The sequence below is a fragment of the Fibrisoma limi BUZ 3 genome (assembly GCF_000296815.2).
Lineage (GTDB): Bacteria > Bacteroidota > Bacteroidia > Cytophagales > Spirosomataceae > Fibrisoma > Fibrisoma limi.
Map to the genome: position 1 here is coordinate 52,280 of NZ_CAIT01000009.1, position 18,810 is coordinate 71,089.

Sequence of the window (18,810 nt, forward strand, 5' to 3'; positions counted from 1 at the left end):
CGTTACGTAGACCTGGCAGTTGCCCGGCTTAATCAGCCTTGGCCCGGGTCTATTTATTTAGTAAGTTACGTTTCATTCATCTTCTGACATGAATCAACGTATCGTCTCCGTGAACGTAGGCCTACCCCAACTGATCGAGTGGCAGGGTAAGCCGGTTAGCACCAGCATTTTCAAAGCACCGGTGGCGGAACGGCTACAGATCAGCCGGTTGAACGTAGCCGGTGATCAGCAGGCCGATCTCAGCGTACACGGCGGTCCCGATAAAGCCGTGTATGCTTACGACCTGGAGCACTATACCTACTGGCAGCACCAACTGGACTGGCCCGACTGGACCTACGGTCTGTTTGGCGAAAACCTGACCACCGACGGCCTACCAGACGAGACTGCGTACGTCGGTAGTATCTACCGCATCGGTACGGCCCGGTTGCAGGTAGCGCAGCCCCGCTTTCCGTGCTTTAAGCTAAATGCCCGATTCAACGACCGTAGTATGGTCAAAAAGTTCAGCGACGCCATGCGCTGCGGTATCTATTTCCGGGTCATTGACGAAGGAGACGTGCAGGCCGGAGATTCTGTCACGCTGGAAGAAGAGCCGGATCGAACACTGACCATCCGCGACGTTGCCGAGGTATATTTTTCGCGTAGTGCCGACCCCGACCGGATGGATCAACTGGTGAACCACCCCTACCTCGCTAAAAACCTCAGCAACCATTTCAAGCGGTTTCGATGGTCGATTGAAAAGTAAGCATATATCATTCGGGGCTTTATTTCACGGTGTAGCTTAATTGTGCGTAGTTCTGACCCCGGCTGGCAGATTAGTTGGCAAAAACAACCAATGCATTATTGTTTATGTAAGATAATGTACGAATAATATTAATGTGTTGATCAATTCTTTACTATACTTTACGACTCAACTTGTCGAGTTTAGCACATATCAGCGTTGCCCGCTCTGTCTTACATCAGGCTAGGGCTGCGGCCAGCCCTAGGCGCCTGTCGTTCCTGCCACTCTCGGTCTCAGTGAATTCTGCAATGATTGTATAGCTTTCCTGGGTTGAAACCGGCTCACGGCGTCGGCTTGGGCCTCTAAGCCTAATCCGCTACGACCCTAGCGCTCAGTTGACACACGATAGCAGGCTACCGCTTTTTTCATGGGATAGAGGAGGGGGTTGGTCATTTTGTTACAATACAGACGGACGTTTGTATTGTAACAAGATACAAATGGGATTCTTGACTAATACAACTAATACTTAATGAAAGCATTGAATGGGGTCGGTTGCTGTCCAACCTGACAATCTAAATTCAAAGTGCCCCCCACTCACTTTTTATTTTTATTAAGTTCCATTAGGGTCAATAAATTTTCCGGTTCTTGTATCTATCGTGAATTTTGATGATAGTTTGGTACTATTACCGCTGTCTACTGCTACAGTTCCCAAATATCTCCCGTCTTCATCTAACTGCTCATAATAAAATTGTGTCTCTGTCTCGTCAAATTTCACCGTCAGTAATTCACCCTTTTTGGAATCTAATACATCGCTGTGTGACCTTACTTCAACTTCTTCCGAATCTTTGCTTCTAGGTCGACAAGTAACTTTGATCAACACTTTTATTTTAGCCACTGATGATTTTTTACCAGCTATATATATATTAATTGGTCTGTCAAAAGGCGACAAAATATACGTATCAGTGATTGTAATTTCTTGTTGAAATAAGAGCACACCACGCCTTGTAGCCTCTTTTTGAAGGGACTCCAATATCTCCCTCCGTATACCTAGCTTTTCTATTTGTTGATTCAAAAATTGTAAAGTAGGGACAGGTGTATCGTCAGAAATTGCTAGAGTCGAATTTTCATTTACTGCTTTTTTTGGTATATCTATTTCACCCAAAAAATTATTATTAACTGTTATTGTGTAATCTAATATTTCAAATCTAAGCCCTATGTAGCCAGTTTGATTTCCTTCTTTGTCAGGTAATACTACATTTTTTATAGTTGAAAGTGTTTGTAATTCAATATCGAAATGCGCAGCATTTTCTATCGCACCTGACTGAAAACCATTAGAAGAAATAAGGACTTTTTTATTTATATTACTAACAGTACTGCATTTACTGTTGAACGCTTCTATCTTTTCAACGGGAACAGGTCCTACATAATCCTTACATTCAATAGCAATTCTAAAATCGTAGCCATTTACTTTAGTTACAATAAATACGTCGAATTCCCTATTCTTACCAAGTCTATCTTTAACTAGATGATTGGTGTAAATTTTAGTATGTGGTAAATCCCTATAAGCCTCTTGGATTAGAGCAACCATTTTCTCAAACGGTCTACCGCTCTTTAATTTTGCCATAAAAAAAATAACGAGCTAATAATTTTCATTGCCATTTGCAATGCTCAATAATGTTTTGCGCGTGGTATCTAAGTCCTCTGCTCCTGATTATCTTCGCCCTTAAGCCGTGGTACCATTTTAAACATTCAACAGAAAACTCTGCGACTTCTTTTATCGTTTTTTACAAAGTCATTCGTGTAGAAATTATCCGCTTGATATTGCTTTTCTGTCGGCTGCCAAAATGCTCTTATTTTTGATTAAGCTGGTTGTAACCCCTTGTCCTGCAAAGGCCAGAAATGCTGCACCTTACCGCGTTCAACAGCACGTTCAGCATGCCATAGATCATAATTGCGCTGCACGTTTAGCCAAAACTCTGCACTCGTGCCAAAGGCTTCGGACAAGCGGACGCACATTTCAGAGCTAACGCCCTGGTGCTCGTTCAAGATAGCGGAGAGCGTTTTCCGGGTGACGCCCAGTCCCTTCGCTATTTCGGCCTGCGTGTAGTTGTGTCCAGTTTCCTCTTTCAAACCTTCGATGGTTTCTTTAATCAATGCCCCTGGATGGGATGGTCTCATGCCTCGGTTTAACATGGCTGTATCTCCTTGTTAGTGATAATCTACATAGTCAACATCATGCACATTGCCATCTTCAAACCTAAAGATTATGCGCCAGTTACCAGACACGTTAACCGCATAGAATCCCTTCAAATTACCTGACAGCGGGTGCAACCGGGAACCTGGTGTCCCTATGTCATTCAATGATTGGGCAAATTCCAGTCGGGTTAAGATGTTCCGGATTCTGGTCACATGGGCGGCTGGCAGTTTTGAGGGATCTTCCTGCTCGTAAAAAAGCCTTAGGCCCTTGTGCTGGATGCTCTTAATCATAACCGAAATGTAACATATAACGTTACAGGTGTCAAGCAAAATTATTTTCTACTTTCTTCTGTCGTGGCCTCGGTCGCGCTGCTTTTGTCTGTAATTTTCCAATATCTCAGCAGCTTCTTCGGTCAAAACTGTATCCGGTTCCGGCTGCGGCTCACGGTCGGGTTCTTTAGAAACGCCCTCTGTTTCAGCTTAAAATTGACTGCTAACGCTTTTCAGCCACGCTCAAAAGCAGCGTTCAGGCGTTCAATCTGTCCATCGAACCAGCTTGGATCAACGTGTTCAGCCTGCATCTTTTAACATCACATTTAAAAATTTCGATGTTTTCTTTGGAATGATCGTTCTATTACTAGTACCTTTGTTTTGGAACAATCATTCTAAAACAGATATGAATCGCTTACAAGGAAAAATCGCTGTTATAACCGGCGGCAACAGTGGAATTGGTTTCGCCACCGCACAGGCCTTTCTGGCTGAAGGAGCCGAACATGTGATCATTACCGGACGCAAAGCCGACTCGGTTCAACATGCGGCTCAGGAACTGGGCGAGAATGTAACTGGTCTTGTTTCAGACGCCAGCAACATGGCCGACGTTCGGCGACTGGGCGAACAGGTTAAGGCAATTACCAACCGAGTGGATGTGCTGTTCGTTAACGCGGGGGTCGGTCAATTCGCGCCGATTGATGCCATGACGGAGGCGGTATTTGACTACAACATGGACATCAACTTCAAAGGCGCTTACTTCACTATTCAGAGCGTACTGCCGCTGATGCCGGCGGGTGGTTCCATTTTGCTGAACACGTCCGTTAATGCGCACATGGGGATGCCCGGTGCCAGCGCCTACGCAGCCAGCAAAGCCGCCCTGATTTCGCTGGTTCGCAACTTATCGGCTGAACTGTTACCCCGTCAGATTCGGGTCAACGCCGTTAGCCCCGGCCCGGTTGTTACGCCTATGCACAGCGCTGAAAAATTGCAGATCTCCGAAGAGCAACTTCAGCAAATGGGTCAAAGCATCGTCGGACAAGTCCCCCTGGGCCGGTTTGGTTCGCCGGAGGAAATTGCCAAAATTGCCGTGTTCTTCGCATCTGACGACTCTTCGTTTGTGCTGGGTGCCGAACTCATCGCTGATGGGGGTATGGTGACGCTGTAATTTTTTTGCCTAATTCCGGAACGAACATTCTATATAGCGTAGTTATGGTCAATATCGACTGTAACTACGCTATTTTTATGCCATGGCGCGACCGAAAGCATTTGATGAAGAAGCCGTTCTGCAAAAAGCCGTGAACTTATTCTGGTGCCGGGGGTACGAAGCTACGTCCGTGCAGGACCTGGTGGATTGCCTGGGAATAAACCGTGCCAGCCTCTACGACACCTACGGCGATAAGTACGAGCTGTACGTCAAAGCGCTGGAACGGTATCGCGACACCGGGCAAAGCGGCTTATGTCAAAATATGGATAAGTCCAGGCCAGCGCTTGATCTACTGCGGGATTTGTTTACCGAGGGTATTCAAAACTCACTGGCCGACCCGGATCAAAAAGGCTGTTTTATGGTGAACTCAGCCGTTGAACTGGCCGCCCACGACGAAACGATTGGCCGTATCGTGGCCGATAACCAGCGTGCGTTCGAAGCCCGACTGCAACAGGTCATCGAGCGTGGTCAGCAGGAAGGAACAATCAACCGCGTCCACTCGGCCGCCAGCCTGGCTACGTTTCTGTTCAATACCTACACCGGCATAAAAGTACTAGCCCGGACCAGGCCCGAGCCGACGGCTTTGTATGGTGTTATGAACATTGCCATGAGTGCGCTACAGCCTAGTTCTTAACGGAACGACTCGACAGACTGCCATCCTGCTTTTGCATAACCTTCTATTTATAAACCAGTTAGCCCCGCTTCTTCAGAAGAAGCGGGGCTAACTGGTTTATAACGTTACTGTGCTTAATACCCTGGGTTCTGCGCCAGATAGCCCGGGATGTTCGATGCGCCATCGATGGCCGTTTGCGGAATTGGGAAAATCCGCTTCTGCCGATCGGCGTTCGTCTTCTCGGTCCAGGTACCTTCGTACTTGCCGAACCGGATCATGTCGGTACGGCGGAGGCACTCCCAGTACAATTCAAAACCACGCTCGCGGAACAGTAGGTCGAGGTTCATGCTCGTCAGGGCCGGAGCGGGTTTGACGGCTGTCCGGGCGGCCCGAACGGTGTTCACATCGGCCAGGGCACCAGCCGCATCATTGCTCTTCCGCAGTTTTGCCTCGGCCCGCATCAGGTACACATCGGCCAGACGTACGATTGAAATATCGGCGTCGCCCAGGTTCCGCCCCGACTGCGACTTCTTCCCAAACTCATATTTCAGCACCCGGTAGCCGGTACTGTAGTTACTGCCCGCTACGGTGAAATCCACCTGCTCGGTGAAATTTACGGGCAGCGTTGGCCGGTTCCGCGTTACGTTGAACAGCTTGCCGATCCGGTAGTTGTTGCCGCACCGCACAAACGCACCGTTCACCCGCAGCAACCCGTATTGCTGACCACGCAGAATCCCCCGATCCATAACTACATCACTGGCGGCCACGCAGGAATCGGCAGGAATGTTCATGTTCTTTTTGTAAAAGCGCGGGTCGGTTCCGGCCGGGTCGCTGGGCGCGTAGGCGCTGGTCCAGGTACGGTAGAAATCCGGCGTAATGGCCGGGCCGTCGGTACCGTTGGCCCCAGGAAATGCCGGTAGCGGGAACTGGTCACCCGACAGCGAGAAGTACGCCAGCCGGTTGTGACCGTTCAATTCAGCGCGCTGGTCAACGGCAAAAATCAGCTCTTTGTTATCGTGGTTATTATCGTTAAAGATCGAGAAGTAATCCGGCGACAACTGGTATTGTCCTGAACTGATGATTTTGTCGCAGTACTCCACCACCTTGTCCATATCCTCCGGCTTGAAGGTGAACTGAGCCCCAAAACGGTCGCGGTAAACGGCCGCATTCAGGTACAGACGAGCCAGCAAACCCCACACAGCCCCCTTGGTCAGCCGGCCCGGACCAACCGTAGTCAGCAGGTCAGGCTCAGCAGCCAGAAACTCATTCTTCACGTATTCGAGTGCCTGTTCGCCCCGCAGGATTTCTGAATTCGACTGAGGATCATTCTTCACAAACACCAGCCCGAACAGGTCGAGCAGCAGCATATTGTAGTACGCCCGCATCCCCCGGGCTTCGGCGATGTAGGTTTTTACGTTCGGGTCGTTGATTGTCGGCAACGTATTCAGGGCCGTAACCGAACGTGAAATACCCTGCGCCAGCAGCAGCCACGTATTGCGGAGGTTGGGATCAGTGCTCGTATGCGTGTGCTGGTGCATGGCGATGTAAATACCGTTATCGCCCCAGTCGGTACCACCCCGATACGGCAGAATAGCCTCGTCGGTCGAAATTTCCTGAATGGCAAAGTAGGTCGTGTGCGTGAAAACATCCGGCAGGCGGGCATACACCGGGGCAATGTTGCCGTCGGCGGCTTGTTTGTCCGTCAGGCCGGATGCTGAGGCCTCGTCCAGAACGTTCTCGTTGAGGTCGGTACAACTGTTCAGCGAGAGCAGGCTGAGCAGTGCTATGGTTGAAATGAATATCTTTTTCATTGTTGTCGGCGGATCGAACGCTGATCAGTATGATTTTTAAGGTTAATCATGATCAATCATAAGCATCATACTGATCAGCGTTCTAGTCAATATTAAAATGTCACGTTCAGGCCAAATATGACCGAGCGAGCTTTCGGGTAACTCAGGTAGTCGATACCGTACGACGAAATACCGTTGACGGTCCGGTCGGTGTTTACTTCCGGATCGTAGCCGTTGTACTTGGTGATGACGAACAGGTTCTGGCCGGTGGCCGAGAGCCGGATGTTCGAAATCCACCGCTTCATACCGATCAATTGTGGATTCAGGTTATACCCCAGCGTCAGGTTGTTCAGCCGGAAGAACGCACCGTCTTTCAGGAAGCGGGTCGACACCGGAGCGGAGTTGTTGATTGACTCCGTCGGCTCACCCACCGACTCGGCCGGACCGTTCAGGCCTTTCACCAGACGAGCTTTGTAGAAGAAGGCGTTGGCCGTGTTGTCGTACAGTTTGTTGCCCGATACGCCGTTGAAGTTAGCCGTCAGGTCGAAGCCTTTGAACGATACGCTCCCATTCAGGTTGTACTGCCGCGTGGGCAGGGCGCTACCAGCCGCAATCCGGTCTTTGTCCGTTCCGCCAATACCGTCGCCGTCTACATCGCGGTAGAGGCTCACGCCCTTGTCGTCGATGCCGATGTACTCGCGGAGGAAGAACGTACCGATCGGCTGACCGTTCACGTAGCCATTGATTGTGGCCGACGTCAGACCAGCCCCCGTGGCCGAACCCGACGTAATGACCGTGTAGGGCGAATTGTTCACTACGTTCTTGATGAACGTAACGTTACCGCCCAGGTCGAAACGCAGGCCACTCTGGCCGACATACCGGTAGTTCAGCCCCAGTTCAACGCCCTGGTTGGTGATGGTCATGTCTGGTACGTTGGTCCAGTACGTAGCCGCCGGCTGGATGGGGTCGGCCGGAATCACTTCGAGCAGAATTTTGCCCGACACCTTGCGGAAATAATCGACCGTACCCGTCAGGGCACCTTTGAACAGACCAAAATCCAGACCTACGTCGGTTTGCGTCGACACCTCCCACTGAATATCGGGGTTAGCGAGCCGGGTGTAGGTTGTTCCGGCCGGGTAAGTTGTCGAGTTGTCGAGCGGATAGCTGGTCGTTGCCGATACGTTCGACGTAAACAGGGCTTGGGTGATCTTCGACGGAATCTCCTGGTTACCCGTTTGCCCCCAGCCCGCGCGCAGTTTCAGGTCGGAGAAGGGTCCCGATTGCAGGAAGGGCTCTTCCGACAAGCGCCAGCCCGCCGAGAACGAGGGGAAAACACCGTACTTGTTGTTGGCACCAAACTTACTCGATCCGTCGGCCCGTACCGTTGCGGTCAGCAGGTAGCGGTCCCGGTACGAATAGTTGACCCGCGAGAAGAACGACTGCAGTTCGTTTTCGAGCGCAAAGCCACCCGGCCGGTTGTTCGCCAGCGTCAGGTCCTGACCAAGCCCAGGGTTGTAGATTGGCTCAATCGGCGAAATCGGGAATTTGTTAATGCTCCAGTTACGTCCCGAGATTGAGAACTTCTGATACGAGTGCCCCAACAGCGCCGTCAGGTTGTGGTTGTTCCAGCCGCGGGTGTAGGTGAAGTAGTTCTCGATCAGTACGTTCTGGTTATTACCGTAGATACTTTCGAGCCGCCCGTCCTGCTGAGGGACCGTGCTGGCCAGCGATTGCAGATCCCGCGTTGAGCTGGAATTGTCGACGCCCAGATTCAACTTATAAACGAGGTCTTTCGTGATTTTGAACGAAGGCGATACGTTGGCCACAACCCGGTTAATCGTCGTGATATCTTTTTGAAGATTGAGTGTCAGCAGCGGGTTCGTGAAGGCCTGGTACCGCGCCGGGGCACCCGTGGCATCATAAGCCGGATAAGTCGGGTTTGCCGATATGGCAGCTCCAACGATGCTCTCGATCGGAGGCCGTTGGTTGTACGTTTGTGAGGCCGTCAGATTCACATCCAGCGTGAGCCGGTCTTCCAGGAATCGCTGCGACGCATTGAAGCGGCCCGTATAGCGGTTGAACTGGCTGTTTTTCAGAATACCCTCCTGGTTCTGTACGCTCAGCGATCCGTAATACGTCAGCTTGTCGTTACCCCCACTCAAGCCGACGTTATAATCCTGCGTAACGGCTGTCCGGCTGATTTCACGCTGCCAGTCCGTCGAAGCTTTCTGATCGTCCAGCACACCCCCTACGGCTACCACCTGCTGGCGGAATTCGTCGGCCGTAAACACATCGATCGGACGGGCCATGTTCGAGATACCGACGTTGGCCGACAGGGTCAGGTTCGACGTACCGGCTTTCCCTTTTTTGGTCGTAATCAGGATAACGCCGTTAGCACCACGGGCACCGTAAATGGCCGTTGCTGAAGCATCTTTCAGCACGTCGATGGCTTCAATATCCTGCGGATTCAGAAAGCTCAGTGGGTTGGTAGCGCCCCCCGTGCTGGAGTTATCCAGCGGAATACCATCCAGGACAAACAGGGGCGTACTACCCGTACGAACGCCACCGGGTCCGCGTACGGTAATGTTCTGCCGGCCACCGGGTTCACCACTCGCCGAGGTTACGTTCACCCCGGCTACTTTACCCTGCAGGAGTTGTTCGGGCGAGTTGATGATCCCCCGGTTAAATTCGGTGCTTTTTACGGTTGTCAGGGCACCTGTCGCGTCTTTCTTGGTGGTGGTACCGTAGCCGATCACCACAACCTGCGCCAGTTCGGATGCCGACGGAGCCAGCGAAACGTTTATTGTCGTGCGGTTGCCCACGCGAATCTCCTGGGAGACAAACCCAATAAAACCAATAACAAGTACCGCGTCTTCGTTAGGAACCGCGATCCGGAAGTTCCCACTTGCATCGGTGGATGTGCCGCGCTGCGTTCCTTTCAGTAGAACGGTGCAACCGGCCAGCGCTTCGTTGGTAGTTGCATCGATGACCCGACCACTAACTGTTATATCGGCCGTCGGCTGATTAGGTTGACTTGGTGTGTTCGCAGACTGATTCAGTACTGTATCGTTTGCCCATGCAGCAGCAGGCAGGATAGCTACCATGATCAAACCCAGCAGCAACCCCCATCGAAACCGATCGGTCAGCCAATAGAGAGGATGATAAAAAAAATCCATAGCAGGAAGTTTAAATTCAACGACAAATTTCCGGGTATGCTTCTTTAGTCGAAATGCATTGAGGGGGAATTAAAGAATTGATAATACGCTCGTTATTTATCTAATAGTTGACTTTAGCACTTTGTGAACTTTTCCAGTAATTAATTATAAATACTGCTATCCGTCAGAAGGTTGCCTGCAATAAAATTCAATTATTTCTGGTTCAACTACAAATTAATATTATGAGCGGATTAATTGATAGACGCCATTAACTAAGATAATTTAACAAAAAGGGCCAGGGCACATGCAAGTCAATGACATGCATAGGCCCTGGCCCATTATAGCTGTATGTGTGATTAACTACGAGCGAAGCGATTAAAGGTGAACACCACTACCCCCGCTACCACAACATGCATTAATTCCAGAATAACGACCATGCCGATCGGTACGTTGGGGATGCTGAACGGTGAGAAAAACGACAGCAGAACGATAACAGCCGCAACGATATTGAATAGACGCAGCGGGTTCCTGGTGAATCGATTCAGGATAACCAGCACCAGGCCGGCTACTAAAGATGGCAGTAGCGACGCGATCAGTACCGGCACAGCGCTCAGGGGCTCACCGGCATTGGGAATGATCAGATCGCCGGGGATGGCCCCCGTGGCTAAGCCGATCTGAAACAGTAAGACGTTAACAATAGCCGATATAACACCGGCGATGGCAGCCAGCGACAGCACCCTGCCGACACTGGGAGTAGATGAAATCCGGGTTTCCATACAACAAACGAGTTAATTAATTAGCATTGATTTAGTGGTAAGTCCAGTGAGTTGCGCCGTCTGCTCCCAGACTATTCGCGCAGTTCATTATTCAGTAAGGCAGCCGATGATTAAATGGGTTTGCCTTTGCGGTTTATCAGCACCGATTGATTGGCCTTTGCATTTCGTCCGGTGGCGAACGTCGCTACTACCTGCTCGTGTTCTGCAGGGTTGAAGCAGCCGGTCAATCAAAGATCCAGTTTATATCGTCGCTTCATTTTATAACACTGTTTTTATCAAGCAAAAAATAAAAGGCTCATAAGCCTTTTATAAAACGGCCGATGGCGTCTTCTACTAATTGTTCAAAACGGCCAATCGCTTCCGGATGACAATCGTGATGGGCCATGGCAACAAACCCCTGTATCAGCGCAAACCAGTGCATAAGCACTGACTCAACATCATCGCTCGTTAATTGGCTCAAAACATTCCGTATGCTCTGCAAACCTTCTTCGGCTTCCTGAGCAGCATCGCTATGGCACACCGCACCGTCGAGGTTAAACATGAGCGCGTACCGTTCCGGATTCTCCTTAGCAAACCGCAGCATCGCCAGCGACACAGCTTTTAGTTGCTTTTTGGGTTTGTCGGGCCGCTCCGCCAAAGCGGCTAGCTGAGCATCGCGCAGTTGCCGAAAACCTTCCCGCTGCAACTCGGCCAGAATAGCCTCCTTCCCACCAAAATAATGATAAATAGCTGTCGTACTGGTCTGGAGCCGGTCAGCAATCTTGCGGGTGGATACGCCCGGCCAGCCTTCTTCGCCCGCCAGCGTGAGGGTCTGACGAAGAATATCCTGCTTGAGCGACTCCTGGTATTCTGCTTTCCGTGACATCTTAGCCATATAACGCTGTTACAAAATAAAAGTTCTGATTAGTTTTAGAAATATGTCTGCCTCTGAATTGTAGTCTCTCTGATCACTTTTTCTATGCTTAACCTGGTAAAAGGAACTCGCCTGTTTACAGTTAAATCATCCAAGGTTTACATCTCGGAGCAGGCAGGGTCAAGGTAAAGAATCCTGACCAGTTCTCCTCACTCGCTTCTTGATTGATGTATTTTAAAGTCAATAAGCAAAACTATATATACGCTGGAAGTTACTGCATTTGGGTTTGCGCCCCACAAACGCAACAATGTTGCATTTGACAATATTTTTATTAGCTTTGTAGCTTTCAAGGTCAACTACCACAGCCAATGAATCCAACTAGCTCTTTTGACGTAATCATTATCGGTGGCAGCTACGCCGGGTTGAGTGCCGCCATGACTCTCGGTCGGTCGCTACGTACTGTCCTCATCATCGACAGTGGTAAGCCCTGCAACCGCCAGACACCCCATTCGCATGGTTTTCTGACCCGCGACGGCGAAACACCCGGCCAGATTGCCGCCATCGCCAGAGATCAGGTTCTGACCTACCCCACGGTTTCGTTTCTTTCCGATAAAGTCACACAGGCCCAGCCGAGCGACATTGGTTTCTCGGTAGAAACGCAGTCCGGGCATCTATACAAAAGCCGGAAACTGCTACTTGCAACCGGCCTTGAAGACATCATGCCCGACATTCCGGGATTTGCTGAATGTTGGGGCCGCACAATACTGCACTGCCCCTACTGCCACGGCTACGAGGTGCATGGTCAGCCGCTGGGTATTCTGGCTAACGGCGACATGGCGCATGAACTGGTGCGTTTAATCCAGAACTGGAGCCCCGATCTGACCCTGTTCACGAACGGTCCTGCTACGTTGACCGACGAGCAACGCCAGTTCATTGAGCAGTTGGGTGTTCCGGTAGATGAGCGGTCATTGACGCACCTTATTCACCAGAACGGACGCCTGGCGGCATTGGCGTTCACCGACGGATCGATTCATGAACTGAACGCTGTGTTCAGCCGCGTACCATTCCGACAGCATTCGGATCTGGCCGTGCAGTTGGGTTGTAAGCTGACCGAGATGGGATTGATTAAGGCGGGCGAAATGGGACAAACCGACGTACCCGGCCTGTTTGTGGCCGGCGATAATAGTACGCCTTTCCGGCAGGTAGCGATCGCCACCGCCAACGGAGTGAAAGCCGGTGCCTGGATGAACAAGGAAATGATTGAAGAAGATATTGCTCTGAAGTTCTCAGTGGTAAGCGGGTAAGCGCCAGTAACGTTGCAGCCTGGTACCAGGAATGAAACTAGTGTCCAGAGAGGAAACAGGTTTTGTAACTGACTACTGGCATCGGGAGCGAGCGATCAAGAAGCACAAATCCTGACCAGCCAAGTGGCTAGTCAGGATTTGGTATAACAGTCTTCTTTTCTACTTCTGCGCTATCTTCTTCAATTCCTTACCCATAATGTCCTCCCAACGGTAGAGCTGGAAGGTCCGGTCGTCGCTCATGGCAATGAACAGACCGTAGCGGAACTGGCTGTTCAGTGGGACCGATACTGTTTCAGAGCCGTCGCTTTGGTGGGCGCTGACGGTTACCACCTTAATCAGGTCATGCTGGTTCGGATTCGCTACGGCTCCCTCCCGGCTGAAAATGTGGAACCGGTTGGCCCCCTGGTCCGACACCAGAATGTAGCCGGTCGTATCGGTCAGCTTATAAATCGAGATGCCTTCGTGATCTTCGGCAAAACCGGTGGATGCAAAAAGAGCCAGTTCCTGGTTACCCTTCTCCGGATCGGCGTAATACTTACGGACTCCCTTGCCCTCGTCGGAGTAGTAGACGTAGCCCAGTTCGTCGTCAACGGCAACGGATTCAATCTCTTTCAGACCGCTGTATTGTCCGAATTTGCGAACCAGCGTCGCTTTTACAGTACCCGACCCGTTGTCTTCCAGCAGGTACTGCCACAAGTACGTTCCATCGGTCGGTCCACTCTTACGGCCCACTACGGCGTAGATCTGCCCGGCTTTGTTTTTGTATAAGGCAATCCCCATCAGGTCGCGGAAGGCGGTACCCGTTTCACCGACGAACATAGCAAGTCCTCCCCCATCGACCGGTTTCATATCCGGCAGTGAATAGATACGCAGCTTATGGGTAAATCGCTCGGTCGTTACGGCAATATCGGTGGGTTTACCGTTTAGCCTCAGACCGTATTCTACGTCCACATTGTCAGGGCGCTGCAACCCTTTTACAACCTTGTCGGCCTGAATTTTGCCGTTTAGATCAAAGACGTACAGACCGCCGTCCTGCTCTTTGTCCGTACCGATGATCAGGCTCCTGGCCGGGTCCTGCGGGTTAATCCATACCGCCGGATCATCCGAATCGTGCTGGACAGGATCGGTGATGACAACTGGCTTAACAATGGTTTCCCCGATCGGCGTTGTCGCAGCCGCCGTCTGGGCTTCAGTCCGGCAGCCCTGCTCCAGCACGGAGAGCAGCAGGCAACCGCTGAGGATGAGTGTTGTAGAATTCACGGGCCGTTAAAGGTCAAAAACAATGAAAATCCCCGGTCCGGTCGGGCCAAACCGGGGATTGTGAGTGTACTTTACTTCGTGCCGAAAGCACCGATGGTTGTTGTCGGCTCAGGCGACTTGTACGTTACGCCGTTGATGGTTAATCCGTTGGCGTAGTTACGCGTGAAACTGGTAGTTCCTTTGCCCAGCGTCGGCGAACCGGCCTGTACACTGAAGTCCCACGCCTGATTGAACGTAGCGTTCGTCATGGCAGTGTTCAGCGGGTAGTTGACGAATTTCGGATCGTTGTCGCCGGCCGTTTTGCTGATGATGTCGTTGCTCCCCGCCAGAATTTCCGTCGACGGCTGGAACTGGTTGACGGCCTCCTGCGTGAAGGCGTAGTACATGTTGTTGCTCACTTTTGAGCGGTTATCTTCCGGAGCACCTTTGTCGCGCTTGATACCGAACCGGTCGTTCACGAGCAGGTTGTTGTACAGATCGGCACGGACGGTTTTTTCAAGCCAGATTGAACCACCTTTTGTGGTTGGTCGGCGCCAGCCAGCGTTTACAATCGTGTTATTATAGCCAACCACATACGCCTGCGGGCTGCGGTCGCCGGAGTTTGAGAGCTTCAGACCGTTGGTGTTCGGGCTGTAGATCAGGTTAAACGCTACGTCGGCCACAACGCCCGATTTGATGTTAATCGCGTCGCCGTTGGCAATACCCGTCGTGTAGAATTTGTTGTTCGCGACGATCACCTTACCGCCTTCGAGGTAGAAACCGTCTTCGTAGAAATTACGAACGGTGCTGCTGGTAACCACAAACTGACCGTTCACGTCCGGGTAGTAAATAGCCGGGATGCGTTCGCCGGCCGCGGCTTTGTACAAACCACCTTTTACGGACGGCGACGTTTCCGTCGTGACGGCACCACCGTATTCCAGAACGGTGTTCTGCATGACAAATTCTGCACAGGTCGGTGCGGCTACGATACCACCCCACAGCGCGCCAAATTCATTTTTTACGGTTTTCCAGGCATCCGGAACCGTGAATTTCACCGGGTTCTGTGATGTACCGAGGCTGTACAGGTTACCGCGCACCACGATCTCGGGTTTCACCGTCGAGTCGTTCATCAGAACCGTTACGCCCTCTTCAATGGTCAGGGTTTTGCCCGCCGGAACCTGGAGGTGGCCGGTGATCTTGTAGGTGCTTCCTTTCTTCCACACCCCGGATACTTCACCCGAAACAGCCTCCTGAACGACCGGCTGTGGTGTCGGATCGGTGGTGCTGGTTTCTTCCTTACAACCCGTAAAGACGACGGTCGACAGCGCAGCGACGAATAATAACTTTTTCATGAGGTTTGCTTGTGATACGTGTTAATATGGTTGTCTATTAGTGCTATTGAAATCGGTACCGGAGGCCAAGCAGATACGAGCGCTGATAGTAGTCCCGACGCACGAGCGTTTGACCCGGCTCCGACTGGAACGGAATACCTTCGTTCTTCGGGCTCGTGTTTTTGATGTACACTTCCAGGGGCGTATTGAGCAGGTTGTTGGCCTTGGCAAAGAAGCTGAAGCCTTTCCCGAACGTTTTCTCGACAGAAGCATCCATTTGAACAAAACCCTTCTGCCACAGGTCATTGTCCACGAACTGCGAGACCGTATTGATCCGGTCGCCGGTATAATTCAGGGCCAGTTGTCCATCCCAGCCGCTCTCCGTGTTTTTGTACAGCAGCGACAGGTTCGCTACGTGCGCCGACTGCCCGTAGAGCGGTCGCGTTTGGTTCACGGTAATGGTTTCAAGGTCGCCGGTCTGGTTACGGATTCGCTTCGATTTGGCGGTCGTGATTCGGGAGTGCGTGTAGGTGTAGTTCGCCTTGATGCCCAACACGTTCAGGTACTTGATAAAATCGACCTCAAGGCCGTAGTTGTTGGCGTTGCCGAAATTCCCCGGCGAGTAGTACGTATCCTGCCCGCGAATGGCGTCGCGTTGCAGCGTGTATTCAATCGGATTCTGTAGACGTTTGTAGAAAGCGCCCACCATGAACTGCTCCGATGGCCGTGGGAAAAATTCGTAGCGAAGGTCGATGTTATCGGCGATGGCCCGCTTCAGGTCCGGATTACCGCGCTCCTGGTATTCTTCCTGCACGATGCGGTACGGCACGATCTCGAAAAAGCCGGGCCGGTTGATCGACCGGAAGTACGAAGCCCGGAGGTTGGTCCGCTCCTGCGGTATGTACCGAACGTGCAGACTCGGCAGTACATCGGTGTACAGTTGCTTGCCCGTTGGCCGGTCTTCGCCAATCTGGAACCGCATCGCATACCCCTGATCGGTATTTTCGACGCGAACCCCACCCACAATCTCTGTCCGCTGCGTCTGGGTCTTAACTTGCAGGTACCCAGCCTTGATCACTTCGCTGGCGTCGTAGGTCAGGGCCGTCGCTACGGCACCGCGTGGGTTGATGACAGTCCAGGCAATGTCGGCGTAGTTGGTAAAATCAACCCCGTAGCGGGCCAGCAGATTCGTTGGCCGCAGTTGGTAGTTATTGTAGAAATTGGCACGTTGCTTGTCGCGGTACAGGCCACCCGCCATCCAGTCGACGGCAACGCCAGCAATGGACGTCGTGTAGGTCAGGTTGAGGTAGCCCGCCAGATCCCGGTCGGAGTTATGCTCCCACCGGCGGGTTGCGTTGCCAACCGTCGTACGGGTCTCTACGTTGTTTTTGCGTTCGCCCAGCAGCGGAATCGTCGTGTTGTCGGGTACGTCGTTCGTAGCCTCTGAATACACCGCCGACCATTGCAGCCGCAGGTTGTCCTGCAACTTGTGCTCGCCCTGAAGCGTACTGGTGTAAATCTGCTGCTTAGTCAGCCGCGACCGCGTTGAGTAGCCCAACGTAGCGTTACCGAGTTCGAGATCATAGCCGCCAATGGTCAACTGAGTCGATTTGGTATCCCGCACCTGCGCATTGGTCAGACTCATGAAGGCATTGTACCACTGGAGTTTATGCCGTGGGCTCAGCCGGTAATCCAGCTTGGCATGGATACCGTAGCGGGTTTGCTGTTCGGAATAGAGCCGTTCGTTCTGCTCCGTGAGCGTTACGCCCCGCAAGGTATCGACCGTTTCAAAATCGAAGAACAGACTGTTGCTGCCTCGGTACGTGTTCTGATAGCTACCCGCCACGATCACGCCCAGCTTCCGGTTGAAGAACCGGTTTCCGATCGACAGCCCACCCAGCAGGTTTGGGGCCGGGCGGCTGTTTGTATAGGTCGATGTGGCCTTCGAAAAATCATTGGCAGTGGCGTTATATTGGCTCCCGAACAATTCATAAGGTGATTGTTTGCTCACCTGCCCGGTCTGGAATCGCATAAAATCCCGGTCGAAAAACAGTTCGCTGTAGCCCGTCGAGAGGTTGGCCACGATGGACGGGCTATCCGGCGCATCCTTCATGACCATGTTGACGGCACCGCCAACGGCATCACCTTCCATGCTGGGTGTGAGAGCTTTATAAACCTCCAGCCGATCGAGCAGTTCAGACGGAAAAATATCGAGCGGGACGTATCGGTAACGGTTGTCGGGGCTTGGAATCTTCACACCGTTGACGAGCGTGTAGTTGTAGCGCTTGTCCATGCCGCGCAGAATGGCGTACTGGCCGTCGCCGTTGCTGTTTCGCTCGATGGAAATTCCGGAAACGCGTTGAATCACATTCGCTACGGTGAGATCGGGCGAAAGCTGGATGGTTTTACCCGACACGATGTTCATAACCTGGCTGGCATTCCGCTCCAGGTTGCGGGCGGTGTTATCGCTGGCACCATCGCGTTTCGCAACAATAGCCACTTCCTGAAGCATCCGGTCTTCGGCCGGTTCCATCGAAAAATTGATGGTGAGCGTTTCCTGATCGACGGTTACCGACTTGACGATGGTTTTATAAGTAAGATAGCTGATTCGGATTCGGTACTGCCCCGGCGTTACGTTACGAATGACGTACGATCCATCCAGCCCCGACACGCTATGCAGCCTGTTGTCCTCAACGATGATGTTGGCCCCAATCACCGGCTCTCCGGTAGCCGACTCGACCACCCGGCCTTTGACCGTAGCCGCCATCGCCTGAAGCGAAACGAAGAGACCCACTAAGACCAGATACGCGTTTTTCATTGCCTGTTATAGTCTTTGTCGAAAGAGCCGCCAGCGAGTCACCATGGTCGTGCGTTCCGACTGGACAAAGGTCAGGGTAAATGAAGGAGGAGAGCAAAGCTGGCCTGTGAACAAAAAGGCAACAAGGCAACAAAGGGCGTTAACAAGCAGGCAACAACGTAAACACAGAAAGATTAATCAACTGACTATCAAGCAAAATCAGCGTTACAACCAAGCCATTATCTTATTGTTAACAAGCCGTTACGGCAATATGAAGTCTCATGACGGGATAGTTTTAAAACGAAGCGTCTGCTGTTGTCAAACCAGTATGGTAGTTTGGCAACAGCAGACGCTTTCCTCAAAAAAGCAGGAGTTAGAAAAAAATGGTGTGGATAGAAATATATCTGTGGATAGAATAGAAAGCACACCTTTGGCCAAGCAGAATCGCTTGTTAACCGATGTAAATTTCCTGGCTTATCCGGGCGTAGCCTATACCCCTAAAGGGGTATTTTTTTGTCACCACCTACTTGTTAATTTCATACCATGATACCTTTCCCGTATCTC

Annotated in this window: 15 protein-coding genes; 5 read left to right on the top strand and 10 right to left on the bottom strand. The window is 51.6% G+C overall.

Going from position 1 to position 18,810, the window contains the following annotated elements:
* Nucleotides 1-88: 88 nt before the first annotated feature.
* Entirely contained in the window at nt 89-742 is a 654-nt protein-coding gene (locus BN8_RS19710) for an MOSC domain-containing protein (RefSeq protein WP_009283696.1), read from the top strand.
* Nucleotides 743-1,328: 586 nt separating this feature from the next.
* Here the strand turns inward: BN8_RS19710 and BN8_RS19715 are convergent.
* The 3 genes from BN8_RS19715 to BN8_RS19725 all read right to left on the bottom strand — a co-directional run bounded on the left by BN8_RS19715 (nt 1,329) and on the right by BN8_RS19725 (nt 3,205).
* Complete coding sequence (locus BN8_RS19715) at nt 1,329-2,342, bottom strand: restriction endonuclease (protein ID WP_009283697.1); 1,014 nt, start codon at nt 2,340-2,342, stop codon at nt 1,329-1,331.
* Nucleotides 2,343-2,578: 236 nt separating this feature from the next.
* The gene (locus tag BN8_RS19720) at nt 2,579-2,911 is read right to left on the bottom strand and encodes a HigA family addiction module antitoxin (protein WP_009283698.1); all 333 of its coding nucleotides are present in this window, start codon (nt 2,909-2,911) and stop codon (nt 2,579-2,581) included.
* A 15-nt stretch (nt 2,912-2,926) separates the two neighbouring features.
* Nucleotides 2,927-3,205: a type II toxin-antitoxin system RelE/ParE family toxin gene (locus tag BN8_RS19725; protein ID WP_040006370.1), complete on the bottom strand. Its 279-nt coding sequence runs from the start codon at nt 3,203-3,205 to the stop codon at nt 2,927-2,929.
* Nucleotides 3,206-3,590: 385 nt separating this feature from the next.
* Here BN8_RS19725 and BN8_RS19730 point away from each other — a divergent pair, with 385 nt between their 5' ends.
* Entirely contained in the window at nt 3,591-4,349 is a 759-nt protein-coding gene (locus BN8_RS19730) for an SDR family oxidoreductase (RefSeq protein WP_040006371.1), read from the top strand.
* 82 nt (nt 4,350-4,431) lie between these two features.
* Nucleotides 4,432-5,022: a TetR/AcrR family transcriptional regulator gene (locus BN8_RS19735; protein ID WP_009283700.1), complete on the top strand. Its 591-nt coding sequence runs from the start codon at nt 4,432-4,434 to the stop codon at nt 5,020-5,022.
* A 113-nt stretch (nt 5,023-5,135) separates the two neighbouring features.
* Here the strand turns inward: BN8_RS19735 and BN8_RS19740 are convergent, their stop codons facing one another.
* From BN8_RS19740 to BN8_RS19755, 4 genes are all read right to left on the bottom strand, one after another.
* Entirely contained in the window at nt 5,136-6,812 is a 1,677-nt protein-coding gene (locus tag BN8_RS19740) for a RagB/SusD family nutrient uptake outer membrane protein (protein ID WP_009283701.1), read from the bottom strand.
* Between the two features lie 92 nt (nt 6,813-6,904).
* Nucleotides 6,905-9,895 (bottom strand): SusC/RagA family TonB-linked outer membrane protein, encoded by a 2,991-nt coding sequence (locus BN8_RS19745; RefSeq protein ID WP_009283702.1) that lies wholly within the window; start codon nt 9,893-9,895, stop codon nt 6,905-6,907.
* A gap of 407 nt (nt 9,896-10,302) precedes the next feature.
* Complete coding sequence (locus BN8_RS19750; RefSeq protein ID WP_009283703.1) at nt 10,303-10,722, bottom strand: DUF6069 family protein; 420 nt, start codon at nt 10,720-10,722, stop codon at nt 10,303-10,305.
* A 295-nt stretch (nt 10,723-11,017) separates the two neighbouring features.
* A complete protein-coding gene (locus BN8_RS19755; RefSeq protein WP_009283705.1) occupies nt 11,018-11,596 on the bottom strand; it encodes a TetR/AcrR family transcriptional regulator in 579 nt (192 codons plus the stop codon).
* A 347-nt stretch (nt 11,597-11,943) separates the two neighbouring features.
* Between BN8_RS19755 and BN8_RS19760 the strand changes: the two genes are divergently transcribed.
* Nucleotides 11,944-12,879, top strand: coding sequence for an NAD(P)/FAD-dependent oxidoreductase (locus BN8_RS19760; protein ID WP_009283706.1), 936 nt, complete (start codon nt 11,944-11,946; stop codon nt 12,877-12,879).
* Between the two features lie 159 nt (nt 12,880-13,038).
* On the opposite strand, the gene BN8_RS19765 is transcribed toward BN8_RS19760, so the two are convergent.
* From BN8_RS19765 to BN8_RS19775, 3 genes are all read right to left on the bottom strand, one after another.
* Nucleotides 13,039-14,139, bottom strand: coding sequence for a phytase (locus tag BN8_RS19765; RefSeq protein ID WP_009283707.1), 1,101 nt, complete (start codon nt 14,137-14,139; stop codon nt 13,039-13,041).
* Nucleotides 14,140-14,210: 71 nt separating this feature from the next.
* Nucleotides 14,211-15,470, bottom strand: a complete 1,260-nt coding sequence (locus BN8_RS19770) for a right-handed parallel beta-helix repeat-containing protein (RefSeq protein WP_009283708.1) — start codon at nt 15,468-15,470, stop codon at nt 14,211-14,213.
* A gap of 43 nt (nt 15,471-15,513) precedes the next feature.
* Complete coding sequence (locus BN8_RS19775; RefSeq protein WP_009283709.1) at nt 15,514-18,267, bottom strand: TonB-dependent receptor; 2,754 nt, start codon at nt 18,265-18,267, stop codon at nt 15,514-15,516.
* A 43-nt stretch (nt 18,268-18,310) separates the two neighbouring features.
* Here BN8_RS19775 and BN8_RS32970 point away from each other — a divergent pair, with 43 nt between their 5' ends.
* Nucleotides 18,311-18,793 (top strand): hypothetical protein, encoded by a 483-nt coding sequence (locus tag BN8_RS32970; RefSeq protein ID WP_144051783.1) that lies wholly within the window; start codon nt 18,311-18,313, stop codon nt 18,791-18,793.
* Nucleotides 18,794-18,810: the final 17 nt, after the last annotated feature.